Here is an 18,886-nt window from a genome sequence, read left to right as displayed (position 1 = left end):
CGGGAGGGATCAGTCGGCCTTGCTGAGTTTCAGCGCCTTCTCCAGCACCGCGAACAGGCGCTTCACCTCGCCGCTCATCAGCGCGAAGCGGGCGTCGAGTTCGGCGCGCAGGTCGTCGCGTTCGCTGTTCTCCAGCTGGTCGACCGCGCCCTCGAGGAACTTCAGCTTGCGCACCGCCAGGTCCTCGCCGAGGACGAAGGAAACGTGGTCGTCCAGCACCAGCGCCAGCCGCGACACCTGCTTGCCGGCCTCGAGGTGCTTGGCGATCTCGTCGCTCTGCAGTTCCTGGCGCTGGCACTTGACCACCGCGCCGCCGTCGAGCGCGTCCTTCAGCTCGCACTCGTCGCCGAGCGACAGTCCGTCCGGCAGCGGTTCGCCGGCGATCCAGCCGGTCAGGATCGAGCGCGGCGCGACCTCGGCGTTCAGCGGCAGCGCCGGGAACGAGCCGAGCGCGCGGCGGATCTCGGAAACGACGTTCTCGCCGGTCTTCTTCGACGACGTGTCGACTGCGACGAAGCCGTGCCCGAGGTCGAGCAGCGCGTCGGTGCGCGACGGCTTGACGAAGGCGCGCGGCAGCAGCTCGTGCACCAGGTCCTCCTTCAGCCGCTTGCGCGTGCGTCCGCCGGGCTTGCGGCCTTCCTTCTCCTCGATTTCGGCCAGCTTCTTCGCCAGCAGGTCGTTGACCACCGCCGCCGGCAGGATCCGGTCCTCGCCGCCGACGGTCAGCCAGACCGAGTCGCCGACGCGGTGCGACAGCGCTTCCTCGTCGCGGCCGAACGGCGGGACGAAGCCGCGCGAGGAAAGTTCCAGCGAGCCGACCGGCTTGAGCGCGGCTTCGGGGAGGAGTTCGTCGAGTTGCGAGAAGTCGAGGGAGGTGGGGAAGCGGAACAGCGTGAGATTCTTGAAGAACATCGGAGAGTCGGAATGTGAGGTTGTGTTTTATTCGTCGTTCCAGCGAAGGCGGGAATCCACGGGCCTGGCTTTTGCTTCGGGGAAAAGGAAGCGGCGCCTACGCCCCGGGATTCCCGCCTGACCAGCCATTCGACTGTTGAAAACCGCGGGAACGGCGACGGAAAGAAGGTCGTCGCATCAGGCTTCGTCGTCTTCCGGCGCGGCCTGCGCCTCGCCCGAAAGCCACGCATGCGCATCGGCCCGCGCCGCGCCGTCGCGGTGTCCCAGCGACAGGAAGTCGAACAGCTTCGGGTCCGCCAGCTGCGACGGGCGCACGTCGGCCAGCGCGCGGGCGATCTGCTCGATCCGGCCGGGCGATTCCCTTTCCCATTGCTTCAGCATCAGCCCCACCTGCTTGCGCTGCAGGTTCTCCTGGCTGCCGCACAGGTTGCACGGGATGATCGGGAAGCGCTTCGCCGCGGCGTATTCGACGATGTCGCTCTCGCGCACGTAGGCCAGCGGGCGGATCACCACGTGCCTGCCGTCGTCGGACAGCAGCTTCGGCGGCATGCCGCTCAGCTTGGCGTGGTGGAACAGGTTCATGAAGAACGTCGCCACCATGTCGTCGCGGTGGTGGCCCAGCGCGATCTTGGTGAAGCCGTTCTCCTCCGCGTACGCGTACAGCGCGCCGCGGCGCAGGCGCGAGCACAGCGAGCACATGGTCTTGCCTTCCGGCACCACGCGCGTCACCACCGAGTAGGTGTCCTGCTCGATGACGTGGAACGCCACGCCGATCGATTGCAGGTAGTCCGGCAGCACGTGTTCGGGGAAGCCCGGCTGCTTCTGGTCCAGGTTGACCGCGACCAGCTCGAAGCGCACCGGCGCCTTCCTCTGCAATTGCCGCAGCACGTCGAGCAGCGTGTAGCTGTCCTTGCCGCCGGACAGGCAGACCATGACCTTGTCGCCGTCCTCGATCATGCCGTAGTCGGCGATGGCCTGGCCGACCTGGCGGCGCAGGCGCTTGGCCAGCTTGGCGTGCTCGCGTTCGACCCGGCGCGGGTCGCGCGGGGCGGGGTCGGCGAGGGCTTGCGGCAGGGGAACGACGGCGCTGTTCATCGGGATCGCCATTGTAGCCGGGCGCGATGACGCGCCTGCGCCCGGCTTGTGTATGCTGGCCGCGTGGAACCGACCAATCCCGCCGAGATCGCGCAGCGCCTGGCCGAGCTGAAGCTCGAGCACCGCGAACTCGATGCGGAAATCGAGCGGTTGGTCGCCGGCATGCAGGCCGACGAACTGGCGGTCAAGCGGCTGAAGAAGCGCAAGCTGTGGCTGAAGGACTGCATCGCCCGGCTCGAGAGCGCCCTCATTCCCGATCAGCCGGCCTGACCGGTCGCCCGGCGCGCAGCGATCCGCCCGGCCGCCCGCGTTCGCCCGAAGCGGCGCTTGCCGCGGCCCGCGCAGGCAGGCGGTTTCGACGCACTTCCGCGGGCGTTCAGAAGTATTCAGAAGTTTTCAGGGACGGGGAATGAATCGGGGCGCGGGCTTGGGGTGAACTGGATTCCGGTCCAGCCGGCCGGGCAGAGCCGGGCGGGTCGAAGGGGGGGCGATGTACGCGCACGACGACGTGACCGAGGCCAGGGCGACGCCCGTGGCTCCGGAGCGGGTGGGGGACCCGGGCGTGGGGACGCCCGGGACCGTGCTGCTGCGCTGCGTGGTGCAGGAGCCGATGGCGCGGCGCATCTTCTATTCCGCGGTCTTCCCGTACCGGTTGCCGGCGCGGGCGCAGTGGCAGCTCGACCGGAAGCGGTTCGTCGACCGGTTCCAGGCCTACCTGGCGCCGCGCTGGGACCTGACGCCGATGCTGTCCGCGGATGTCGTCCGCGTCGACGGGCCGCTGCCCGCCGGCTGGCGCGACGCCATCGATGGCGGCGGGCTGGACTACCGCCCGGTGTATACGCGCTGGCGGCCGTGACGGACTGTCGGCACCCATGTCGCCGGACCGGGTCGACCGACGCTGCCAGGCAAGCCCATGGCAGGCACGGAAAGGCCCGCACTGGGCGGGCCTTTCCGGATTGGGCGGATTCCGGGTGCGTTACTGGTAAAGACCGATGACCTGCAGGGTCCAGTTGGTCTCGTTGCTGGCGGGCGCGGCCTTCAGGCCGGCGAGCTGTTCGGACAAGAAGGCGCGTGCCTCGGCGGTGTCGAGATCCCCGATGGCCTTCAGCGCCATTGCCCGGTCCTGCCACATGTTGCCGTCGCGGTAGATCGACTCCAGCAGGGGCAGCTGGTCGCTGGCGCCCAGCGTGCCCAGCGAGGAGATGGCGGCGATACGGACGTATTCGTCGGGATCCTTGGTCAGCGCCTGCACGGTAGCGATGGCCTTGGGATTGTTGGTGAAACCCAGTGCATACACATCGAGGTAGCTGTTGTCGCCGCGGGTGGACAGCTTGGCGGCCAGGCGGTCGACTTCGGCATCGCTGCTGCGCGCGCCGTACAGGCGGCCCGCGATCTTGGCCGCGAGTTCCTTGATCGCGAGCGACAGGGGCTCGTTGAGGGTCGGCTCGATCACCTCGTTGAAGCTCCAGACCGGGACCTTGCCGCGCTTGACGAACACCCCCAGGCGATGCGCGCCTTCGTCGGTGACGAGGTCGCCGCTGAGGAACGTGAAGGTCACGAACGGGCTGTAGGCGTTGGTGCGGTGGTTCTGCATGCGGAAGGACTTCAGGTCCAGCTGCGGCAGGACGCCGGTCGCGTTCTTCACTTCGGTGTCGACGCCGCGCGAGGCCAGTTCCGCCTGCAGGTTGCGGGTCAGGTAGGCGTAGGCCTCGACGGGCGCGCCATCCACCGTCAACGCCGCCGGCAACACGCCGCTGGAAAACACGCGGTCGTTGCCGGTGCGGCTGTCGACCACGTTGAGCGTCGTTGTCGTTGCCTGCGCAGTGCCGTCGAATATCAGGCCGGACGGCGCCGGATTGCGCACGGCATACGAAGACGGCGCACAGGCTGTCAGCAGGGCAAGCAGGATTGCGCACGCGGACAGGCGCGCGAAACAGGCGATTCGCATCTAGAACATCCCCCGGAATGGTTGTTGGAATTTCCCCATGCGGCAGCCGTCGGCATGCCGCGCGGCAAGTATAGGTAGCCAGGCGGGGCTATTCCAACGGAGGTTCCACTTCCGGCTTCGCCGCTTCCGGGCTCACGCGCTCGATGGTGTGGCGCAGCTCGCGGCCGAGGATGACCTTGGCGTCGCGCGCCCACGCGTCGAGGCGTTCGTCGAACAACAGCTTGCTGTTCTCGTCCGGCCACACCAGGCGCAGCTCGCGCAGTTTCTGGATGAAGCCGCGGAACAGGGTCCTGTCGAAGAACTCCGGCGCCGCCGGCGCGTACAGCAGGCTGAGCCGCTGCGCGGCCTGCTGGCACAGGCTTTCCAGCTCGGCCGCGCCGAGCGTGCCGGGGCCGTTCTTGGCCAGCACGCTGATCGCGATGTAGTAGCGCTCGAACGCCTGCTGCAGCGAATGGCCGATCGCGCGCAGGCGGAATACCTCGTCGGTCTGCCCGGCGTTGCGCGCGAGGATGCCGCCGTCGTCCTCGCTGACCTGTTCCAGCAGCCCTTCGCGGATGAACACCTCGACGGTGCGGTCGATGCGCTCGGCGAATTCGTCCTCGCTCCACGGCAGGAACAGCTCGGCCTGCAGGAACGGATACAGCGACCTGCCCAGCGACTGCAGCCGGTTGCGGGCCATGCGCCGGTTGTTCTGGAAGCAGCAGGCGATCCACGACGACGTGGTGAACAGGTGCAGCACGTTGTTGCGGTAGTAGCTCATCAGCACCGCGGTGTCTTCGTCGACCACGTCGAGCACGTCGCCGAGCGGGTGCGAAATCCGCTGCAGCACGCCGATCTCCAGGCCGTGGGCGATGATCCGCTCCGGCGTATGCGGGGTGACGGTGACGCGGTCGGAATACGGCAGGTCGGCCAGCAGGTGCTTGCACAGTTCGATCTGCGCGACCAGGTCGGCCTCGCCCATCGCGTGCTTCGGCGTCGACAGCAGCGCCAGCGCCAGCAGGTTGATCGGGTTGACGTCGGCGGCGCGGTTGATGTTGGTGTTGATGCGCAACGCCAGCGCGTCGACGGTGTCGGACAGCCACGCCGGTTTCTCGTCCTCGGACACCGGCTTGCCGTCCCAGCCGGGCGCGTGTTCGGCGAGCATGGCGGTCAGCGCGATCGGCTCGCCGAAGTTCACCACCACCTGGCCGAAGTTGCTGCGCAGCACCTTCGGGATGCCCCACAGCAGCGCCCAGATCGACTCCTTCTCCTTCGGCCGGCCGCCCAGCTCGTCGAGGTAGCTGCGGGCTTCCATCACCTTCTCGTAGCCGATGTAAACGGGTTGGAACAAGACGGGCTTCTTCGGCTGGCGCAGGAACGCGCGCACGGTCATCGCGATCATGCCGCCCTTCGGCGGCAGCAGGCGGCCGGTGCGCGAGCGCCCGCCCTCGATGAAGTACTCCATCGAGTAGCCGCCGGACACCAGCTGCGCCACGTATTCGGAGAACACCGCCGAGTACAGCGGGTTGCCGCGGAAGCTGCGGCGCAGGAAGAACGCGCCGCCCTTGCGCAGGATGGTGCCGATCACCGGCAGGTTGAGGTTGATGCCGGCGGCGATGTGCGGCGGCACGATGCCGCGTTCGTACAGCAGGTACGACAGCAGCAGGTAGTCCATGTGGCTGCGGTGCGACGGCACGTACACCACTTCGTGGCCGGGCGCGGCTTCCTTCAGCTTGTCGAGGTGGTGGACCAGCACGCCGGCGTAGATGCGGTTCCAGACGTGGGTCAGCAGGAAGCTGGCCGAGCGCACCACCGGGTTCGAATAGTCGGCGGCGACCTCCCAGGCGTAGGCCTGCGCCTTCTTCCAGGCGTCCTCGGGCCTGGACTTGCTGCGCCGCGCCTCGTCGGCGATCGCTTCCCGGACCGGCTCGGCGGCCAGCACCTGGTCGACCAGCAGGCGCCGGGTCGACAGGTCGGGGCCGATCACCGCCTCGCGGATGCGGTGGAAGTGGGTGCGCAGCACGCGCGACAGCTTGCGCACGGTGCGTTCGGGCTCCAGGCCCTCGTCGACGCTTTCGCGCAGCGATACCGGCGCGGAGAAGCGGACGATGGTGTGGCGGCCGTTGAGCAGGATCGCCAGCAGGCGGCGGAAGCGGCCGACGATGACCCAGTTTTCCGAGAACAGCACCGAGAACCAGCCGCTCTGCCGGTCCGGGGCGCGACCGACGAAGATCGACACCGGCACCAGCTGCACGTCCAGCGCCGGGTCGGCGCGGTGCGCCTGCAGCAGCTTGGCCAGCGAGCCGGAATGGCTCTTCGGCGAGGCGCTGCTGCCGTCCGGCAGCGGCGGGCCGACGTTGCGCCGCGACAGCGCCACGTAGGCGCGCTTGCGCCCGGCCGGGTCGCCGGGCAGCGGCGCCAGCGGCGGCGGCAGGCCGGCTTCGCGGCAGGCCCGGTCCAGGATCAGCGCATTGGACAGGCCGTAGTTCTCCAGCACGTAGCAGACCGGGCGGCCGTCGACCAGCTCGGCCGGCAGCTCCGGCTCGATGCGCAGGCTCAGCCACGGGTCCGCCATCCGGCCCAGCAGCCGCGCCCACAGCGGCCGCCGTACCGGGCGCGGCGGGCGGTGCTCCGGGGCCGGGGGCTGCGGCGTCGGCTCGGCCGGCGCGGGGGAATCGGGGAACGGCAGCGGATTCTGTTCGGGCATCGGGACATTATGGCCCAGCCGTTCCCGGGGGCAGGCGCCGGCGGCCGGATCAGTCGGCGGGCCTGGTCGCGGCGGCGCCCGCCGGTTCCGGGGCCGCTTCCTCCGGCGGCGGCGGCGGGATCGCGGCGAGGATCTTCTCCGCATCGCGCAGGTAGCCGGCCAGGTACCAGCGGCCGTAGCGGCGTTCGAGGTCGACGACGGTGTCGATTTCCTTGCCGGCGAGCGGGTAGCGCACCTGCACCTGCGCGTGCTCGCCGAGTTCGGCGACCAGGCCGCTGCGCAGGTCCGTCAGCGCCTGGTCCAGCGGCAACCCGTAGCTGTCGTCCAGCACCGCCTTGATCTCGGCGAAGAACGGCGCCAGCCGCCGCAGGCTCTGTTCCATGCCCAGCGTGCGCAGGGTTTCGTCGTTGTCGATGCCGGTGCGGCGCGCGGCCGCGCACAGCCGGTCGATCGTCGCGTGCGCGCGCTTCGGGTCGCCCAGCGGCGCCTGCTGGCCCCAGGCGCTCAGCGCGGCGATCGCCTGCGCGTAGTGGCGGCGCTCTTCCTCGGTGTATTCGTCGCGTTCCTGCACGTACTTCACGCCGAACAGGCCGAGGTTGCGCGCCGCGTCGCGCAGGTCGCGGTTCTGGTTGGCCAACTGCAGGTCGTAGCCGCGCTTGAGCCGCGTTTCCGCCTCCGGCGCCGACAGAGTCTTCAGCAACGGCAGCAACTGGTCGTCGAGCGGCAGCAGGGTCAGCGGCCAGCGGCTGCCGCTGTCGCGCCACGCGGCCCGGAGGCGCACGTATTCGGAGGCCGGCACCGCGGCGGTGGCGAAGCCGACCAGGTCGTTGTCGTGCAGGCGCTGCGCCAGCCTGCGCACCGCGCTGGCCGGTTCGCTGGCGGCGCCGGGCAGTTCGGCTGGCGTCGCCGCCGGCTGCGGCTTGCAGGCAGCCAGTGCGACGGCGACGGCGAGCAGGACGGCGACGGCGGCCCCGATACCGCCCGGCCCCCGCTTGTGCGGCACGGATTTCCCCATGCCCGAATCTTGGCCGCAGCATCGCCGCCGCACAAGGAACGGCGGCACGGTCTGCGGGCGGGGCGGGCACGACTCGGCGCCGCGCCGGCGATGGCCGGCGGATGCCCGCCGTGGATGGCGGCGACAAAAAAGGGGCCGGCGCTTTTGGCCCGGCCCCCGAATAACCGGCCGAAGCCGGAGGACATTGTTGTGGCGCGATTCCGGCACGGGCCGGACGGGACAAGCCTAGCGGCTGGCCCAAGCTGATGCAATACCTGAATTATTGCAATGCAAGTCCTTGATTCTGATTGTGTGACCGGGATCGAATCCGGGATGTGCGGCTGCCTCAGCGGGCCGCCGGCGCGGGTCCGAACAGGGGCAGGACCAGGTCGTACAGTTCCTGCGGGTCGTCGGCCAAGCCTTGCCCGCCCGCTTCGGCGACCAGGCGGCGCAGGTCGTCCGGGGCTTCGAAGGTGAACACGTAGAACGGCGTGCGGTCGCCGCGCCGGCGCATTTCCTGCAGCAGCTTGAGCCCGGCCAGCGGTTCCCGGCCGCGGCCGCGGCCCATGTCGGAAATCACCAGGGAGTACCGTTTCATCGCCAGCAGGCTCAACGCATCGACGTTGTTGGTGGCGTTGTAGACGGCGATCTTGCGCTGTTCGAACAGGCGGCGGTGCCTTTCGTTGTTGCCCGGATTGTCGTCCACCCACAGGATGCGGCCGGTGGTGTCGGGCGATTCGGTGCGCAGCGGCAGGGAAGCGGCGGCTTTCGCGGACGCCGCGTTCCCGGCGGGCGGTTGGCCCGGCACGCGGACGGCCAGCCAGAACGCCAAGCCGAGGGCCGCGGCTGCGGCCAGCAACAGGGCGGGGCGCGGGAATTTCCGCTTCGCATCGGAAGCCCCTGCGTTGACCGCCGTCGCGAGCGGTTCCCCGGCGTCGGGCATCGGGATGGCGCGGATGGCAGGCGCCAGCCGGTAGCCGTGGCCATGCACGGTCTCCAGCGCCGACCCGTCGTCGCCCAGCGCCTGGCGCAGGCGGCCGATCGCCTTGGCCAGCGAATTCTCGTGCACGATCCGCCCGGGCCAGCCCGCCTGCAGCAGTTCGTCCTTGCCGACCGGGCGACCGGCCGCGTGCAGCAGCGCCAGCAGGATCGCGAAGCAGGTCCAGTCCAGTTGCGCCGGCTGGCCGGCGACCTGCACCGTGGCGGCGCGCTCGTCGACCTCGACCGCGCCGAAGCGCCACACGCAAGGCGGGTTCGGGTCGGCCTGCCGGTTCATCCGCGCAGGGCGCCGGCGATCTCGGCCTGCACCGCTTCCGCCGCGGCGCGCGGATCGGCCGCCAGCCGGATCGGGCGGCCGACCACGATCGCATCGGCGCCGCGGGCGAAGGCCTCGGTCACGCCGACCGTGCGTTTCTGGTCGTCGCCGGCCGGGCCGGGGCGGATGCCGGGGCAGACGATGTCGAAGCCGGCGCCGGTCGCGGCGCGGACCGATGCCGCTTCCTGCCCCGAGCAGATCACCCCGTCGATGCCGGCGGCCTGCGCGGCGCGCGCGCGCTGCACGACCGCGTCGATCGGTTCGGCGGAAATACCCATCTGCCGCAGGTCGCCGCCGTCCATCGAGGTCAGCACCGTCACCGCCAGCAGGCGCAGCTCGCCGCCGCGCGCGGCCGCCGCGGCCTCCATCATCGCCGGGTGCCAGCCGTGGATCGTGCAGAAGGTCACCGGCCACTGCGACAGGCCGCGGATCGCGCCGGCGACGGTGGCGGGGATGTCGAAGAACTTCAGGTCGACGAACACCTTCTTGCCGCGCCTGGCCAGTTCGTCGAGCACCACGAAGTAGTCGCCCGAGGCCAGCAGCTCCATGCCGATCTTGTAGAACCGCACCGAATCGCCGAGCCGGTCGATCCACGCGATCGCCTCGGCGCGGTCCGGCGCATCCAGCGCGAAGATCAGCCGTTCGCGCGGACCCAGTTGCAGCGGCACGCGGCTCATTCCGCCACGTCCAGCGCGTCGCGCTTGGCCTGGCGGCGCGCCTCGCCCCTGTAGCGGGTTTCCCACGCGCCGTAGGTCGGGTTCGGCAGCATGAACCAGCGTTCGCCGAACCAGTCGGCATATTCGTCGTACAGCGCGGCGTGGCCCGCCGCGCTGTTGTCCTTCACCTGCACGAAGTCGCCCAGCTGGTCGCCGAACTGCATCAGCACGCGGTACTTGCGGCCGGCCAGCTGGCGGCGGCAGTTCTTTTCGCTCGCCTTGGGCTGGGTGCAGCCTTCGACCACGGTGCCGAGGCCGAGGAAGACGTCGTCGCCGGCCACCGGCAGGCCGACCGCGCGCAGGTTGGCCAGCGTCGCTTCCTTCAGGTGCACGGCGCGGTTGGAGATGTACACCAGGGTCACGCCCTTCGCGGTGGCGGCTTTGGCGAAATCGACCACGCCCGGCACCGCCTTCGCCTTCTTCTCGGCGACCCACAGGTCCCAGGTCGCGTCGTCGTAGGACTTGCCGTCGCGGATCAGCCGCGCCTGGTACGGCGAGTTGTCGAGCACGGTTTCGTCGACGTCGAGCACCACCGCCGGTTTCAAGCCGGTGGCGGCGTTGGCGCGCTCTTCCGGTACCAGCGCGTCCCAGTTCCTTTCCTTCAGCGCCTGGTCCAGCCGGTCGGCGGCGGCGCGGTAGGCCTGTTCGCTGAGCGCCCTGTATTCGACCGCGGTCTGCACCCAGAGCACCGCGTTGAGGTTGTCGTCGGCCGGCGCGGTCGGCGCGGCGGGCCCGACCGGGCCGGTGGCGGCCGGTGCGGCGGCGGGCGCGGTGAACGAAGCGGACTTGCACGCGCCCAGGGCAAGCGCGGCGCAGGCGAGCAGGAGGATCGGGCGCATGGCGGGGACCGGAACGGGAATCCGGGGAATTCTACCGGGCTTCGCTTTGCGCTGCGGTTTCAGGCGTCGCGCAGGTGCGGCACCAGCGTGTGCAGGTCGGTGACGCCGACGTCGATGCCGGCCTGGTGGAACAGCGTGGTCGCCTGCCCGCGGTGGTGGGTCTGGTGGTTGAAGAAGTGCAGCAGCAGGCCGGCGAGCGGACGGCGGAAACGCTCGCCGCGGGTGTTGGCGTATTCCAGCGGCACGGCCAATGCCGTTTCGTCCAGCATCGCCGTCCAGCCGGCGATGCGCGCGTCGAGCCAGTCGCGGCGTTCGCGCAGCGCCGGCAACTCGGCGAACGGCAACTCGTTCAACGCGACCGGCGCCGGGATCGCGTCCAGCGGTTCCAGCACGCCGCCGGAGGGGTGCTGGCGGAAGCGCTTGAGCCAGATCGTGTCGGCGACGACCAGGTGGCTCAGCGTGGCGAAGATCGAACGGAAGAACGCGCCGCGGTCCGCCATCAGTTCCGCGTGCGGCAACGCGGCGGCTGCGTCGTAGAGCTTGCCGTTCATCCAGCGGTTGTAGTCGGAGAACAAACGGAAAGTGTCGGCGTCGCTCATGGTCGGCTCAGAAGACGAAGATCAGGGCCAGCGCCAGCAGCAGGTAGCAGCCGGCGACGAACCAGAAGTAGTGTGGCGATTCGTCGCGGCGAATGGAACGCATGCGGATGCCGCTGCGCGCCACGATGCTGCCGCTGGCCACGGCCCACGCCACGTAGCACGCGACCGCGATGCCGAGCAGGACGAAGATCGACGGCATCGCGGCGGCTCAGCCCGGGCGCCGGCTGCTGCGCAGCAGGAACAGGCTGCCGATCGCGGTGCCGAGCAGCGATGCGGCGAGGCCGAGGCCGGCGGCGATGGCCAGTTCGGACAGCCCCGAGTGGTGCGTGCCGGCGTGCTGCTGGGTGTCGGCGAGCATCCGCACCAGCACCGCGACCGGCACCGTCGCGGCGGCCAGCAGCCAGACCTTCCGGAATCGCGCCGTGCCGAACGCGCGCAGCAGCATCGCGACCACGCCGACCGCGACCAGGCCGGGGCCAAGCAGCGCGCCGGGCAGCTGCGAGGCCTGCGCGTGCGGCAGCTGCCAGTACTTGAAGCCGACGCCGATGAGCGCGATGGCGAAGCCGATCCATTGCCAGGCGGGGCTGGAGCGGGTCATGGGCACGTGTTCCTGCGGGTGGTTTGGCGGCTATTATCCGTCATGTCGGCGAGCGTGCCGGATAACAGCAATGTCCCGGGGAGGCATATGGAACTCCCGACAAAGGAAATTATCGCTGCTGCAGTCGCGATCTGCGTGGCTACCATCGGCTATCTGCAATGGAAACGCGGGAAGCTGTCCGGCCGGTTTATCGATGATCGCGAAGCCGCATACAAGGAGGTGTGGCAGTCGCTCGAAGACATTCACTTGTTCGTCAGATCAAACAGCTTCGAGCCAACAGCGTTTGATGAAATGGTCGCCAAGACCAATGCCCTACTCATAAGGCATGGCCTGCACATTACAGAGGCCGACAAGGCCTCTGCCACGAGTTATATCGCTGCGTTACGGACTCTTGGCAATCTTCTATCCAAGACCCAATTGGAGCCAAGGATTAGACGCGACATAGAAATAACCGGAAAACCTGCCGCCTTGCTTCCTGAACTGATGGATGCATATGACGCTCATCAGGCAGCGCGGCAAGTCGTACTGAAGAAATTTCGCCAGGCCATTGGCTCCGGCCAAGTTTGAAGGTCGGAAATAGGGATCTGAACGAGCGAGTAGGATGGGTTGAGCAAAACGAAACCCATCATCGCCCTGCGCCTTGCAAGGAAGATGCAGGGCGAACCCCTTTGGTGCCCACGCGCATGAGGCCGGCAAGGCGGGCACGTCCCGCGCCCGCCTTCGCCGGCCTGTCCCGATCGGGGAACGCTGGGCCTTACTGGTTTTCCCCGGGCGTTGCCCGCGGGCCGGTCGGGATCATGATGTGCGCGTACGGGGTATTCTTGAACATCACGTACGGGCCACCGGCATTGGGGTCGCTGGTCATGTCCTTGAGCGTGGATTCCGCGTTCGGAACGATCACCATGATGTGCGGCCCTTCGGTTACCCAGGTTTCGCCCGGGTCCCGGGTGGTGTCGAACGGGTCGTCGTTGTTGACCGGCATGTCGCCGGCGAACATGTAGCCAATCCCGACGCTGGTGGGGTTCGGCGCTTTCTTCTCCGCGAACGCCTGCATGAACGCCATCCAGGTCGCGTCGTTGCATAGCGGAATATCCATGCCCGGGCCCATGCTCGGCATGCAGGTCCAGCCATTCGATCCCTCCCGCAGCACCGTACCGTCGGGCTCCATGATCCTTGCCTTGGCGGCGATCTGCGCCGGTCCCGCGCTCATCGCGCGGGCGATCCTGGCGTCCTTGTCGCCGGCGTGCGCAGCAAACGAAAGCGCCAGCGTCGTGCCCGAAACAACAGTCATCCAAAGCGATGCCCTATTCATGACGAGTCTCCGAACAAGGGGTTCATCTTGGCCAACGCAAACCCTTCGGAATTCAGGACGCCGTCATGCAATGCATTGATTTCCATCCGCTTTCGGGGGCAGGAAAGCCGTCGGGGGCGTGACGCCGACCTGCAACCGCAAAGACGCCGCAGGGCGGGCTCAAGCCCACCGCATGCGTTCGCCGCGACGCGCAATGGTGGGGCGGGGCCCACCTTGCAGATCAATCGTCGAACAACGCCGAAATCGCCGCGATGCCGGCGCTGGCGCGCTCTTTGCGGCGCTCGGCTTCCGCTTCCGGGTCGGTGCCGTCGCGCAGCAACTCGCTCTGCGGCAGTTCGTCGAGGAAGCGGCTCGGCATCAGTCGCACGGTTTCGCGGAAGCGGCGCGTGGCCTTGCTGTAGCTCAGGTACAGCCCTTGCTTGGCGCGGGTGATGCCGACGTACATCAGCCGCCGTTCCTCGGCCAGCGAGCCCTCCTCCATCGCCGTCTCGTGCGGCAGCGTGCCGTCCTCGCAGCCGACGATGAACACGTAGCGGAACTCCAGCCCCTTTGCTGCGTGCAGGCTCATCAGCCGCACCTGGTTGCCGCCGTCGTCCTTGTCGTTGCGCGACAGCAGCGCCAGCTGCGCGGCGAGGTCGCCGGCGCTGCCGCGCCCGCCTTCGAACCACTCGGCGAGTTCCTCGAGGTTCTGCTTGCGCCGCTGGAACGTCGCCTCGTCCTTGCACTGCGCGCGCAGGTCGGCGAGCAGGCCGGACTTCTCCGCGAGACGGCGCAACAGATCGGCCGCGGTCAGCTTCGCCGCGTGCTCGCGTAGGTCGTGGACGATGTCGTTGAACTCGCTCAGCCCGTTCGCCGCGCGCGCCGGCAGCGCCTTCAGCGCGCCGTGCGCCTGCGCCGCGCGCGCCATCGGCAGGTGCGCGTGCTGGGCCATCTCGGCCAGCTTGGCCAGCGAGGTCGCGCCGACCTCGCGCTTGGGCGACTGCACTGCGCGCAGGAACGCCGCGTCGTCGTCGGGATTGGCGACCAGCCGCAGCCACGACAGCGCGTCCTTCACTTCCTGGCGTTCGAGGAAGGCGGTGCCGCCGGTCAGGTGGTAGGGGATGCGCAGTAGCTGCAGCGCCTTCTCCAGCGCGCGCGACTGGTGGTTGCCGCGGAACAGGATGCAGAACTCGCTCCACGGCGCGTCGCGCGCGGTGTGCAGGAAGCTGATCTCGGCGGCGACGCGCTCGGCCTCGTGCTCGTTGTCGCGGCATTCCCAGACGCGGATCTTGTCGCCGTCGGGCTGGTCGCTCCACAGCTTCTTCAGGTGCTCGTGCGGGTTGTGCGCGATCAGCGCGTTGGCCGCGCGCAGCACGCGGTTGCTGCAGCGGTAGTTCTGCTCCAGCTTGACGATCTGCAGCTTCGGGTAGTCCTTCGCCATCTGCGAAAGATTCTCCGGGTTGGCGCCGCGCCAGGCGTAGATGCTCTGGTCGTCGTCGCCCACGCAGGTGAAGTTGCCGCGCGGCCCGGTCAGCGCCTTCAGCAGGCGGTATTGCGCGTCGTTGCTGTCCTGGCATTCGTCGACCAGCAGGTAGCCGATGCGCTCGCGCCAGCCCAGGGCGATTTCCTCGTGGCCCTCGAGGATCTGCACCGGCAGCCGGATCAGGTCGTCGAAGTCGACCGCGTTGAACGTGGTCAGCCGCGCCTGGTAGCGCGCGTACAGCTTCGCCGCCTCGACCTCGCGCGCGGTGCGCGCCGCGTCCAGCGCCTGCTCCGGCGACAGCCCGGCGTTCTTCGCGCGCGAAACCAGCGACTTGATCGCTTCGATCGAATCCGGCTTCGCGCCCGGCATCAGGTCCTTGAGCTGCGCGTGCGAATCGTCGGCGTCGAAGATCGAGAAGCCGCGCTTCAGTCCCGCGGCGGCGTGCTCGGTCTGCAGGAACTTCAGCCCCAGCGCATGGAAAGTGCAGATGGTCAGGCCTTCGCCGGTGTCGCCCTTCAGCCGCTTCGCCAGGCGCTCGCGCATTTCGCGCGCGGCCTTGTTGGTGAAGGTGATCGCGGCGATGCGCTTGGCCGGGTAGCGCCCGGACTGCACCAGGTGCGCGATCTTCTCGACGATCACGCGCGTCTTGCCGCTGCCGGCGCCGGCCAGCACCAGCAGCGGGCCTTCGGTATGCGCTACCGCGGCGCGTTGGGGGGGGTTGAGGGAGTGCATCGGACGGGGCTTGCGTATAGGCCGTCAGTTTATCGTGGCCGCCGCGGCTTGGCGCTATCCTGTGCGAAGTCGACAGCTGCTTGGAGCGATTCCGTGCGCAGGAAGATGATCGCCATCGCGCTTCTCGTCCCATTGGCGACCGCGCCGGCCTGGGCTGCCGATGCGGCGAAGCCGCGCGCGTTCGTCCCGGACGTGCCGCCGGACGCCGCGACCGACGGTTTCCTCGAAGGCCACCCCGACCTGTTCCACCGCAACGCCGGCTTCCGCCGCGACAAGGCCGGGAACCCGGACGCGGCGCGCAAGCATTACCTGCTCGCCGCCCGCTACGGCGACAAGCCGTCGCAGGCGCGGCTCGGCGAGATGTACTGGAACGGACAGGGCGTGACGCGGGACCGCGTCGAGGGCTTCCTGTGGATGGCGCTGGCCGCCGAGCGCGGCTACCCGATCTTCACCGACATGAAGCTGGCGTACTGGAACGCGCTTGCGCCGGACGAACGCGAACTCGCCAAACAGCGCGACCGGGCGATGCTGGCCGAGTACGGCGACGAAGCCGCCAAGGCGCGGCAGGCGAAGGCGATGCGGCGCGAACTGTCGAGGTCGACCGGCAGCCTGCTCGGCTATTCCGGCGCCAATGCCTTGCGCATCACCGCGTTCGTCAACGGCACCGCCACCGGCATCGACCCGGAGCGCCTGTACGCCGAGGACTACTGGAAACTCGATCTGTACTGGCAAACCCAGGACCGGGTGTGGCGCAACCTGCTCGACCCGCGGGTCGATGTCGGCGACGTGGAAGTGCTGCGCGACGGCGATGCCGACAGCGGCGATTGAGCGCTGCTGCAGGTCGCGACAGTGGCCGACAGTTAGAATGCCGGCATGGCCAAGCTCTACTTCTACTATTCGGCGATGAACGCCGGCAAGACCACCACGCTGCTGCAGTCGGCGCACAACTACCGCGAGCGCGGCATGCGCGTGGCGATCCTGACGCCGAAGCTGGACCACCGCGCCGGCAGCGGCACGGTCGCCTCGCGCATCGGGCTGAAGGCCGAAGGCGCGGCGTTCGACCACGCGGCCGACCTGGAGCGCTGGGTCGAAGCCGACATCGCCGCGCACGGCAAGCTCGATTGCGTGCTGGTCGACGAGGCGCAGTTCCTGAGCAAGGCGCAGGTGTGGCAGCTCAGCGAGGTCGTCGACCGCCTGCGCATCCCGGTGCTGTGCTACGGCCTGCGCACCGACTTCCGCGGCGAGCTGTTCGAGGGCAGCCAGTACCTGCTGGCCTGGGCCGACGAGCTGCAGGAGATCAAGACGATCTGCCACAGCGGCAAGAAGGCGACGATGACCGTGCGCGTGGACGACAGCGGCCGCGCGGTGCTGGACGGGCCGCAGGTCGAGATCGGCGGCAACGAGCGCTACGTCTCGGTCAGCCGCGCCGAGTTCAAGAAAGTGATGCGCGGCGAGGGCACCATCGAGCCGTTGCAGGCACCGTTGCCGCTGGACTGAGCGGGGGCCGGACTGCCGGCCCGCGCCTTCTTCATGCCGAGGGTCGTGCGGCCCTGGTTCCCGGCAGCGGGAAGCGGCATGCGGTCACTGCGTGCACGTGGATCCGTCCAGCCGCAAGAAACGCGTGGCATTGCCGCAAAGGATGTCCGACTTCTGCGCGTCGCTGAGGAATTCGGCGGAGACGATGGCGTCGATGCCCGGTTCCACCTGGTTGGGGAAATCGGAGCCGAACACGATGCGCTTGGCGAAGCCGGCATCGACCAGGCTGCGCAAATAAGCGTAGTAGCTCGCCCGCGGCACCATGAACCCGGCCTGCAACGCCCCGACATCGACATACACGTTCGGGTGGGCGTAGAGGAGTGCGATCATGGACTCCGAATAGGGCCATCCGGCGTGCATCACGAGCAGGCGCAGGCGCTTGTGGCGGAGCAGCAGGTCCTCGAGGAGCAGCGGGTTCCCGGCGCCCATGCGGAAGTCCGGGAACTTCGCCGGGGAAGCGCCCGACCCGTACGCGGCGCCCGGCGGCCCGGGTCCCATGTGGATGGCAACGGGGATGTCGAATTCCTCGGCGAGCTGCCAATAGGGTTCAAGGCGCTCGTCGCCCGGCGCCATGCCGAACAACTGCGGCACGAGCTCGCCGAACGCCTTGATCCGGCCGCTGCGCAATTCCTCGCGCACCCAAGCGGGGTCCGGCAAGTCCGACGTGCCCTCCCAGCACGGGCGGTCGACGAACGGAGCCCGACCGCCCGGGCACGGGAAGCCGAGTGAAGGCTGGAAATTGTCGCCGCCCAACGCGGCATTCCAGGCGGGCAACTCCGGCGCCAGGACTTGCACGAACAGGTACCGGACGTTCAGCGCGGCCATGCGTTCGCGTGCCTGCTGCGGCGTGGTGTTCGCGCCGTGGACGTGCATGTCGATTACCGCGGGGCGCGGGGCGGGGGTTTGCGCGCCGGCGAAAGAAGCAAAAGCCGACAGGCCCAGGAACAGAAACAAGAAACGGATCATGGTCGTCTCCCGGCTTCCCAAAGTCGTCCCTCATCGGGTCACGCGGATGCGGGCTTGCAAAGGTGGAACGAATGAAAGTCCACGTTGCGGCCAACACGGACCGGCGTCTCATGCCGGTGGCCCCGGGCACGGCCTGGCGCCTCCCGCCTGCCGTCGGGCACGACCATCGCCGCACGGGGAGGGGAGACCGGAACTTGGCCATGGCGCCCCTCCTTCCGGAGGCCGATGCCGGCCGCGAAGGGTGCGCTACCTGGGGCCTGGATCAAGCCGACCCGCGAAGCGGGTTCGGCTTGAATGAATTGTTAGCGCTCACCGCGGGCCTCCACAATTGTGTACCAGAAGCTCAAGGGCCAGATAATTAAAGAGGCAGCTAACCACGCCCAAGCATGTCTCTCAGCGGCTCTGTAAGAGGCGATGAGCAAATTGACGATGACGGCTGCCGTTGGAAGAACGCCAAGGGCCAAGCTTTGGACAAGACCTTGGTCAAAAAGCAGGTCGCCCGGCGTGTTCCATTGCAAAAGCCAACTGGACGCAATCGCAAGGATGACGGCAAGGACAATCGCAATCAGTACGGCCAGGCAGACTCTTGGCAATGCATTGCGAGCTGTCATGAGCGCTAACGCCTGAATTAAGCCGAGCCGCGAAGCGGGTTCGGCTTGAATGAATTGTTAGCTCTGCAGCCCGTAAACGGCGGCACTACCTAGAATAGTCAAGACACCAGACGACAAAATGGCTAGCAAGAACAGGCCGGTTGCGGCGAGTCCGCGCTTGAATCCGCGGGAACGGAAGAAATAGTAAGGCAACCCGAGAATGGCGACGGCGATCACCGCGACGTTTAACAAAGGTCTACGGCGAAACCCCAGTTGAGCGGCATCCAGCCGGTACCAAGCGAAAATCAGGATCGCGCCAAGAATGGCAACGCCGATGTCTATCGGACTGCGCTCCGCGTATGGGTAGAAATGCTGAGCAAGAGCACCCGCAGCAAGAGACAGGGTGGCCCCGGCGGCCAAGATATAGGACTTTGGACCCACGTGTTTTCCCCTGAAGAGCTAACGCCTTATGTCTTTGCTTTCCCCTACTGTAAGCGCCGAGAGCCCGGTGTGCGCGCCCGATAACGCCTCGGTGTAGCCGCACCGTAATTCAGCAGGGGCCGCACACCGGATCTCGCGTCCCGAC

The 18,886-nt window shown here is 68.3% G+C and carries 21 protein-coding genes; 5 read left to right on the top strand and 16 right to left on the bottom strand.

Annotation, left to right across the window (positions count from 1 at the left end; translation table 11 throughout):
• Nucleotides 1-9: 9 nt before the first annotated feature.
• Together CSC71_RS03700 and ttcA are read right to left on the bottom strand one after the other, a co-directional pair.
• Nucleotides 10-912, bottom strand: a complete 903-nt coding sequence (locus CSC71_RS03700) for a recombination-associated protein RdgC (RefSeq protein WP_162373004.1) — start codon at nucleotides 910-912, stop codon at nucleotides 10-12.
• Between the two features lie 177 nt (nucleotides 913-1,089).
• The gene (ttcA, locus tag CSC71_RS03695) at nucleotides 1,090-2,007 is read right to left on the bottom strand and encodes a tRNA 2-thiocytidine(32) synthetase TtcA (protein ID WP_162373003.1); all 918 of its coding nucleotides are present in this window, start codon (nucleotides 2,005-2,007) and stop codon (nucleotides 1,090-1,092) included.
• Nucleotides 2,008-2,070: 63 nt separating this feature from the next.
• Between ttcA and CSC71_RS03690 the strand changes: the two genes are divergently transcribed.
• Nucleotides 2,071-2,277, top strand: a complete 207-nt coding sequence (locus CSC71_RS03690; protein ID WP_162373002.1) for a YdcH family protein — start codon at nucleotides 2,071-2,073, stop codon at nucleotides 2,275-2,277.
• Nucleotides 2,278-2,497: 220 nt separating this feature from the next.
• Nucleotides 2,498-2,863: a hypothetical protein gene (locus CSC71_RS03685; RefSeq protein WP_162373001.1), complete on the top strand. Its 366-nt coding sequence runs from the start codon at nucleotides 2,498-2,500 to the stop codon at nucleotides 2,861-2,863.
• Between the two features lie 120 nt (nucleotides 2,864-2,983).
• On the opposite strand, the gene CSC71_RS03680 is transcribed toward CSC71_RS03685, so the two are convergent.
• The 9 genes from CSC71_RS03680 to CSC71_RS03640 all read right to left on the bottom strand — a co-directional run bounded on the left by CSC71_RS03680 (nucleotide 2,984) and on the right by CSC71_RS03640 (nucleotide 11,702).
• Nucleotides 2,984-3,955: a HEAT repeat domain-containing protein gene (locus tag CSC71_RS03680; RefSeq protein ID WP_162373000.1), complete on the bottom strand. Its 972-nt coding sequence runs from the start codon at nucleotides 3,953-3,955 to the stop codon at nucleotides 2,984-2,986.
• 88 nt (nucleotides 3,956-4,043) lie between these two features.
• Nucleotides 4,044-6,641 carry a glycerol-3-phosphate 1-O-acyltransferase PlsB gene (gene plsB / locus CSC71_RS03675; RefSeq protein WP_162372999.1) on the bottom strand — a complete coding sequence of 866 codons (2,598 nt, stop codon included), beginning with the start codon at nucleotides 6,639-6,641 and terminating at the stop codon, nucleotides 4,044-4,046.
• Nucleotides 6,642-6,690: 49 nt separating this feature from the next.
• Nucleotides 6,691-7,656, bottom strand: a complete 966-nt coding sequence (locus CSC71_RS03670; protein WP_162372998.1) for a hypothetical protein — start codon at nucleotides 7,654-7,656, stop codon at nucleotides 6,691-6,693.
• 325 nt (nucleotides 7,657-7,981) lie between these two features.
• Nucleotides 7,982-8,911: a winged helix-turn-helix domain-containing protein gene (locus tag CSC71_RS03665; RefSeq protein WP_162372997.1), complete on the bottom strand. Its 930-nt coding sequence runs from the start codon at nucleotides 8,909-8,911 to the stop codon at nucleotides 7,982-7,984.
• The gene (gene pyrF, locus CSC71_RS03660; protein WP_162372996.1) at nucleotides 8,908-9,627 is read right to left on the bottom strand and encodes an orotidine-5'-phosphate decarboxylase; all 720 of its coding nucleotides are present in this window, start codon (nucleotides 9,625-9,627) and stop codon (nucleotides 8,908-8,910) included. The genes CSC71_RS03665 and pyrF overlap by 4 nt, the downstream gene beginning before the upstream one ends.
• Nucleotides 9,624-10,505 (bottom strand): 5'-nucleotidase, lipoprotein e(P4) family, encoded by an 882-nt coding sequence (locus CSC71_RS03655; protein WP_162372995.1) that lies wholly within the window; start codon nucleotides 10,503-10,505, stop codon nucleotides 9,624-9,626. Before CSC71_RS03655 ends, pyrF begins: the two co-directional genes overlap by 4 nt.
• Nucleotides 10,506-10,564: 59 nt before the next feature.
• Complete coding sequence (locus CSC71_RS03650) at nucleotides 10,565-11,104, bottom strand: DinB family protein (RefSeq protein WP_162372994.1); 540 nt, start codon at nucleotides 11,102-11,104, stop codon at nucleotides 10,565-10,567.
• Nucleotides 11,105-11,111: 7 nt separating this feature from the next.
• Complete coding sequence (locus CSC71_RS03645; RefSeq protein ID WP_162372993.1) at nucleotides 11,112-11,303, bottom strand: hypothetical protein; 192 nt, start codon at nucleotides 11,301-11,303, stop codon at nucleotides 11,112-11,114.
• A gap of 9 nt (nucleotides 11,304-11,312) precedes the next feature.
• Nucleotides 11,313-11,702 (bottom strand): hypothetical protein, encoded by a 390-nt coding sequence (locus tag CSC71_RS03640; RefSeq protein WP_162372992.1) that lies wholly within the window; start codon nucleotides 11,700-11,702, stop codon nucleotides 11,313-11,315.
• A gap of 42 nt (nucleotides 11,703-11,744) precedes the next feature.
• Here CSC71_RS03640 and CSC71_RS03635 point away from each other — a divergent pair, with 42 nt between their 5' ends.
• Nucleotides 11,745-12,269 carry a hypothetical protein gene (locus CSC71_RS03635; protein WP_162372991.1) on the top strand — a complete coding sequence of 175 codons (525 nt, stop codon included), beginning with the start codon at nucleotides 11,745-11,747 and terminating at the stop codon, nucleotides 12,267-12,269.
• Nucleotides 12,270-12,456: 187 nt separating this feature from the next.
• Here CSC71_RS03635 and CSC71_RS03630 read toward each other — a convergent pair whose 3' ends face one another.
• Together CSC71_RS03630 and CSC71_RS03625 are read right to left on the bottom strand one after the other, a co-directional pair.
• Nucleotides 12,457-13,014: a hypothetical protein gene (locus tag CSC71_RS03630; RefSeq protein ID WP_162372990.1), complete on the bottom strand. Its 558-nt coding sequence runs from the start codon at nucleotides 13,012-13,014 to the stop codon at nucleotides 12,457-12,459.
• Between the two features lie 220 nt (nucleotides 13,015-13,234).
• The gene (locus tag CSC71_RS03625) at nucleotides 13,235-15,208 is read right to left on the bottom strand and encodes a UvrD-helicase domain-containing protein (protein ID WP_162372989.1); all 1,974 of its coding nucleotides are present in this window, start codon (nucleotides 15,206-15,208) and stop codon (nucleotides 13,235-13,237) included.
• A gap of 93 nt (nucleotides 15,209-15,301) precedes the next feature.
• Here CSC71_RS03625 and CSC71_RS03620 point away from each other — a divergent pair, with 93 nt between their 5' ends.
• Complete coding sequence (locus CSC71_RS03620) at nucleotides 15,302-16,036, top strand: tetratricopeptide repeat protein (protein ID WP_246191944.1); 735 nt, start codon at nucleotides 15,302-15,304, stop codon at nucleotides 16,034-16,036.
• 45 nt (nucleotides 16,037-16,081) lie between these two features.
• Nucleotides 16,082-16,705 (top strand): thymidine kinase, encoded by a 624-nt coding sequence (locus CSC71_RS03615; RefSeq protein WP_162372988.1) that lies wholly within the window; start codon nucleotides 16,082-16,084, stop codon nucleotides 16,703-16,705.
• A gap of 84 nt (nucleotides 16,706-16,789) precedes the next feature.
• Here CSC71_RS03615 and CSC71_RS03610 read toward each other — a convergent pair whose 3' ends face one another.
• From CSC71_RS03610 to CSC71_RS03600, 3 genes are all read right to left on the bottom strand, one after another.
• Complete coding sequence (locus CSC71_RS03610; protein ID WP_162372987.1) at nucleotides 16,790-17,710, bottom strand: amidohydrolase family protein; 921 nt, start codon at nucleotides 17,708-17,710, stop codon at nucleotides 16,790-16,792.
• A 302-nt stretch (nucleotides 17,711-18,012) separates the two neighbouring features.
• Nucleotides 18,013-18,321: a hypothetical protein gene (locus tag CSC71_RS03605; protein ID WP_162372986.1), complete on the bottom strand. Its 309-nt coding sequence runs from the start codon at nucleotides 18,319-18,321 to the stop codon at nucleotides 18,013-18,015.
• A gap of 57 nt (nucleotides 18,322-18,378) precedes the next feature.
• Nucleotides 18,379-18,741: a hypothetical protein gene (locus tag CSC71_RS03600; RefSeq protein ID WP_162372985.1), complete on the bottom strand. Its 363-nt coding sequence runs from the start codon at nucleotides 18,739-18,741 to the stop codon at nucleotides 18,379-18,381.
• Between the last annotated feature and the right edge of the window lie 145 nt (nucleotides 18,742-18,886).

This window comes from Pseudoxanthomonas sangjuensis (assembly GCF_010211755.1).
In the GTDB taxonomy this organism is placed as follows: domain Bacteria; phylum Pseudomonadota; class Gammaproteobacteria; order Xanthomonadales; family Xanthomonadaceae; genus Pseudoxanthomonas_A; species Pseudoxanthomonas_A sangjuensis.
This window is presented reverse-complemented; position numbering and strand designations above follow the sequence as displayed.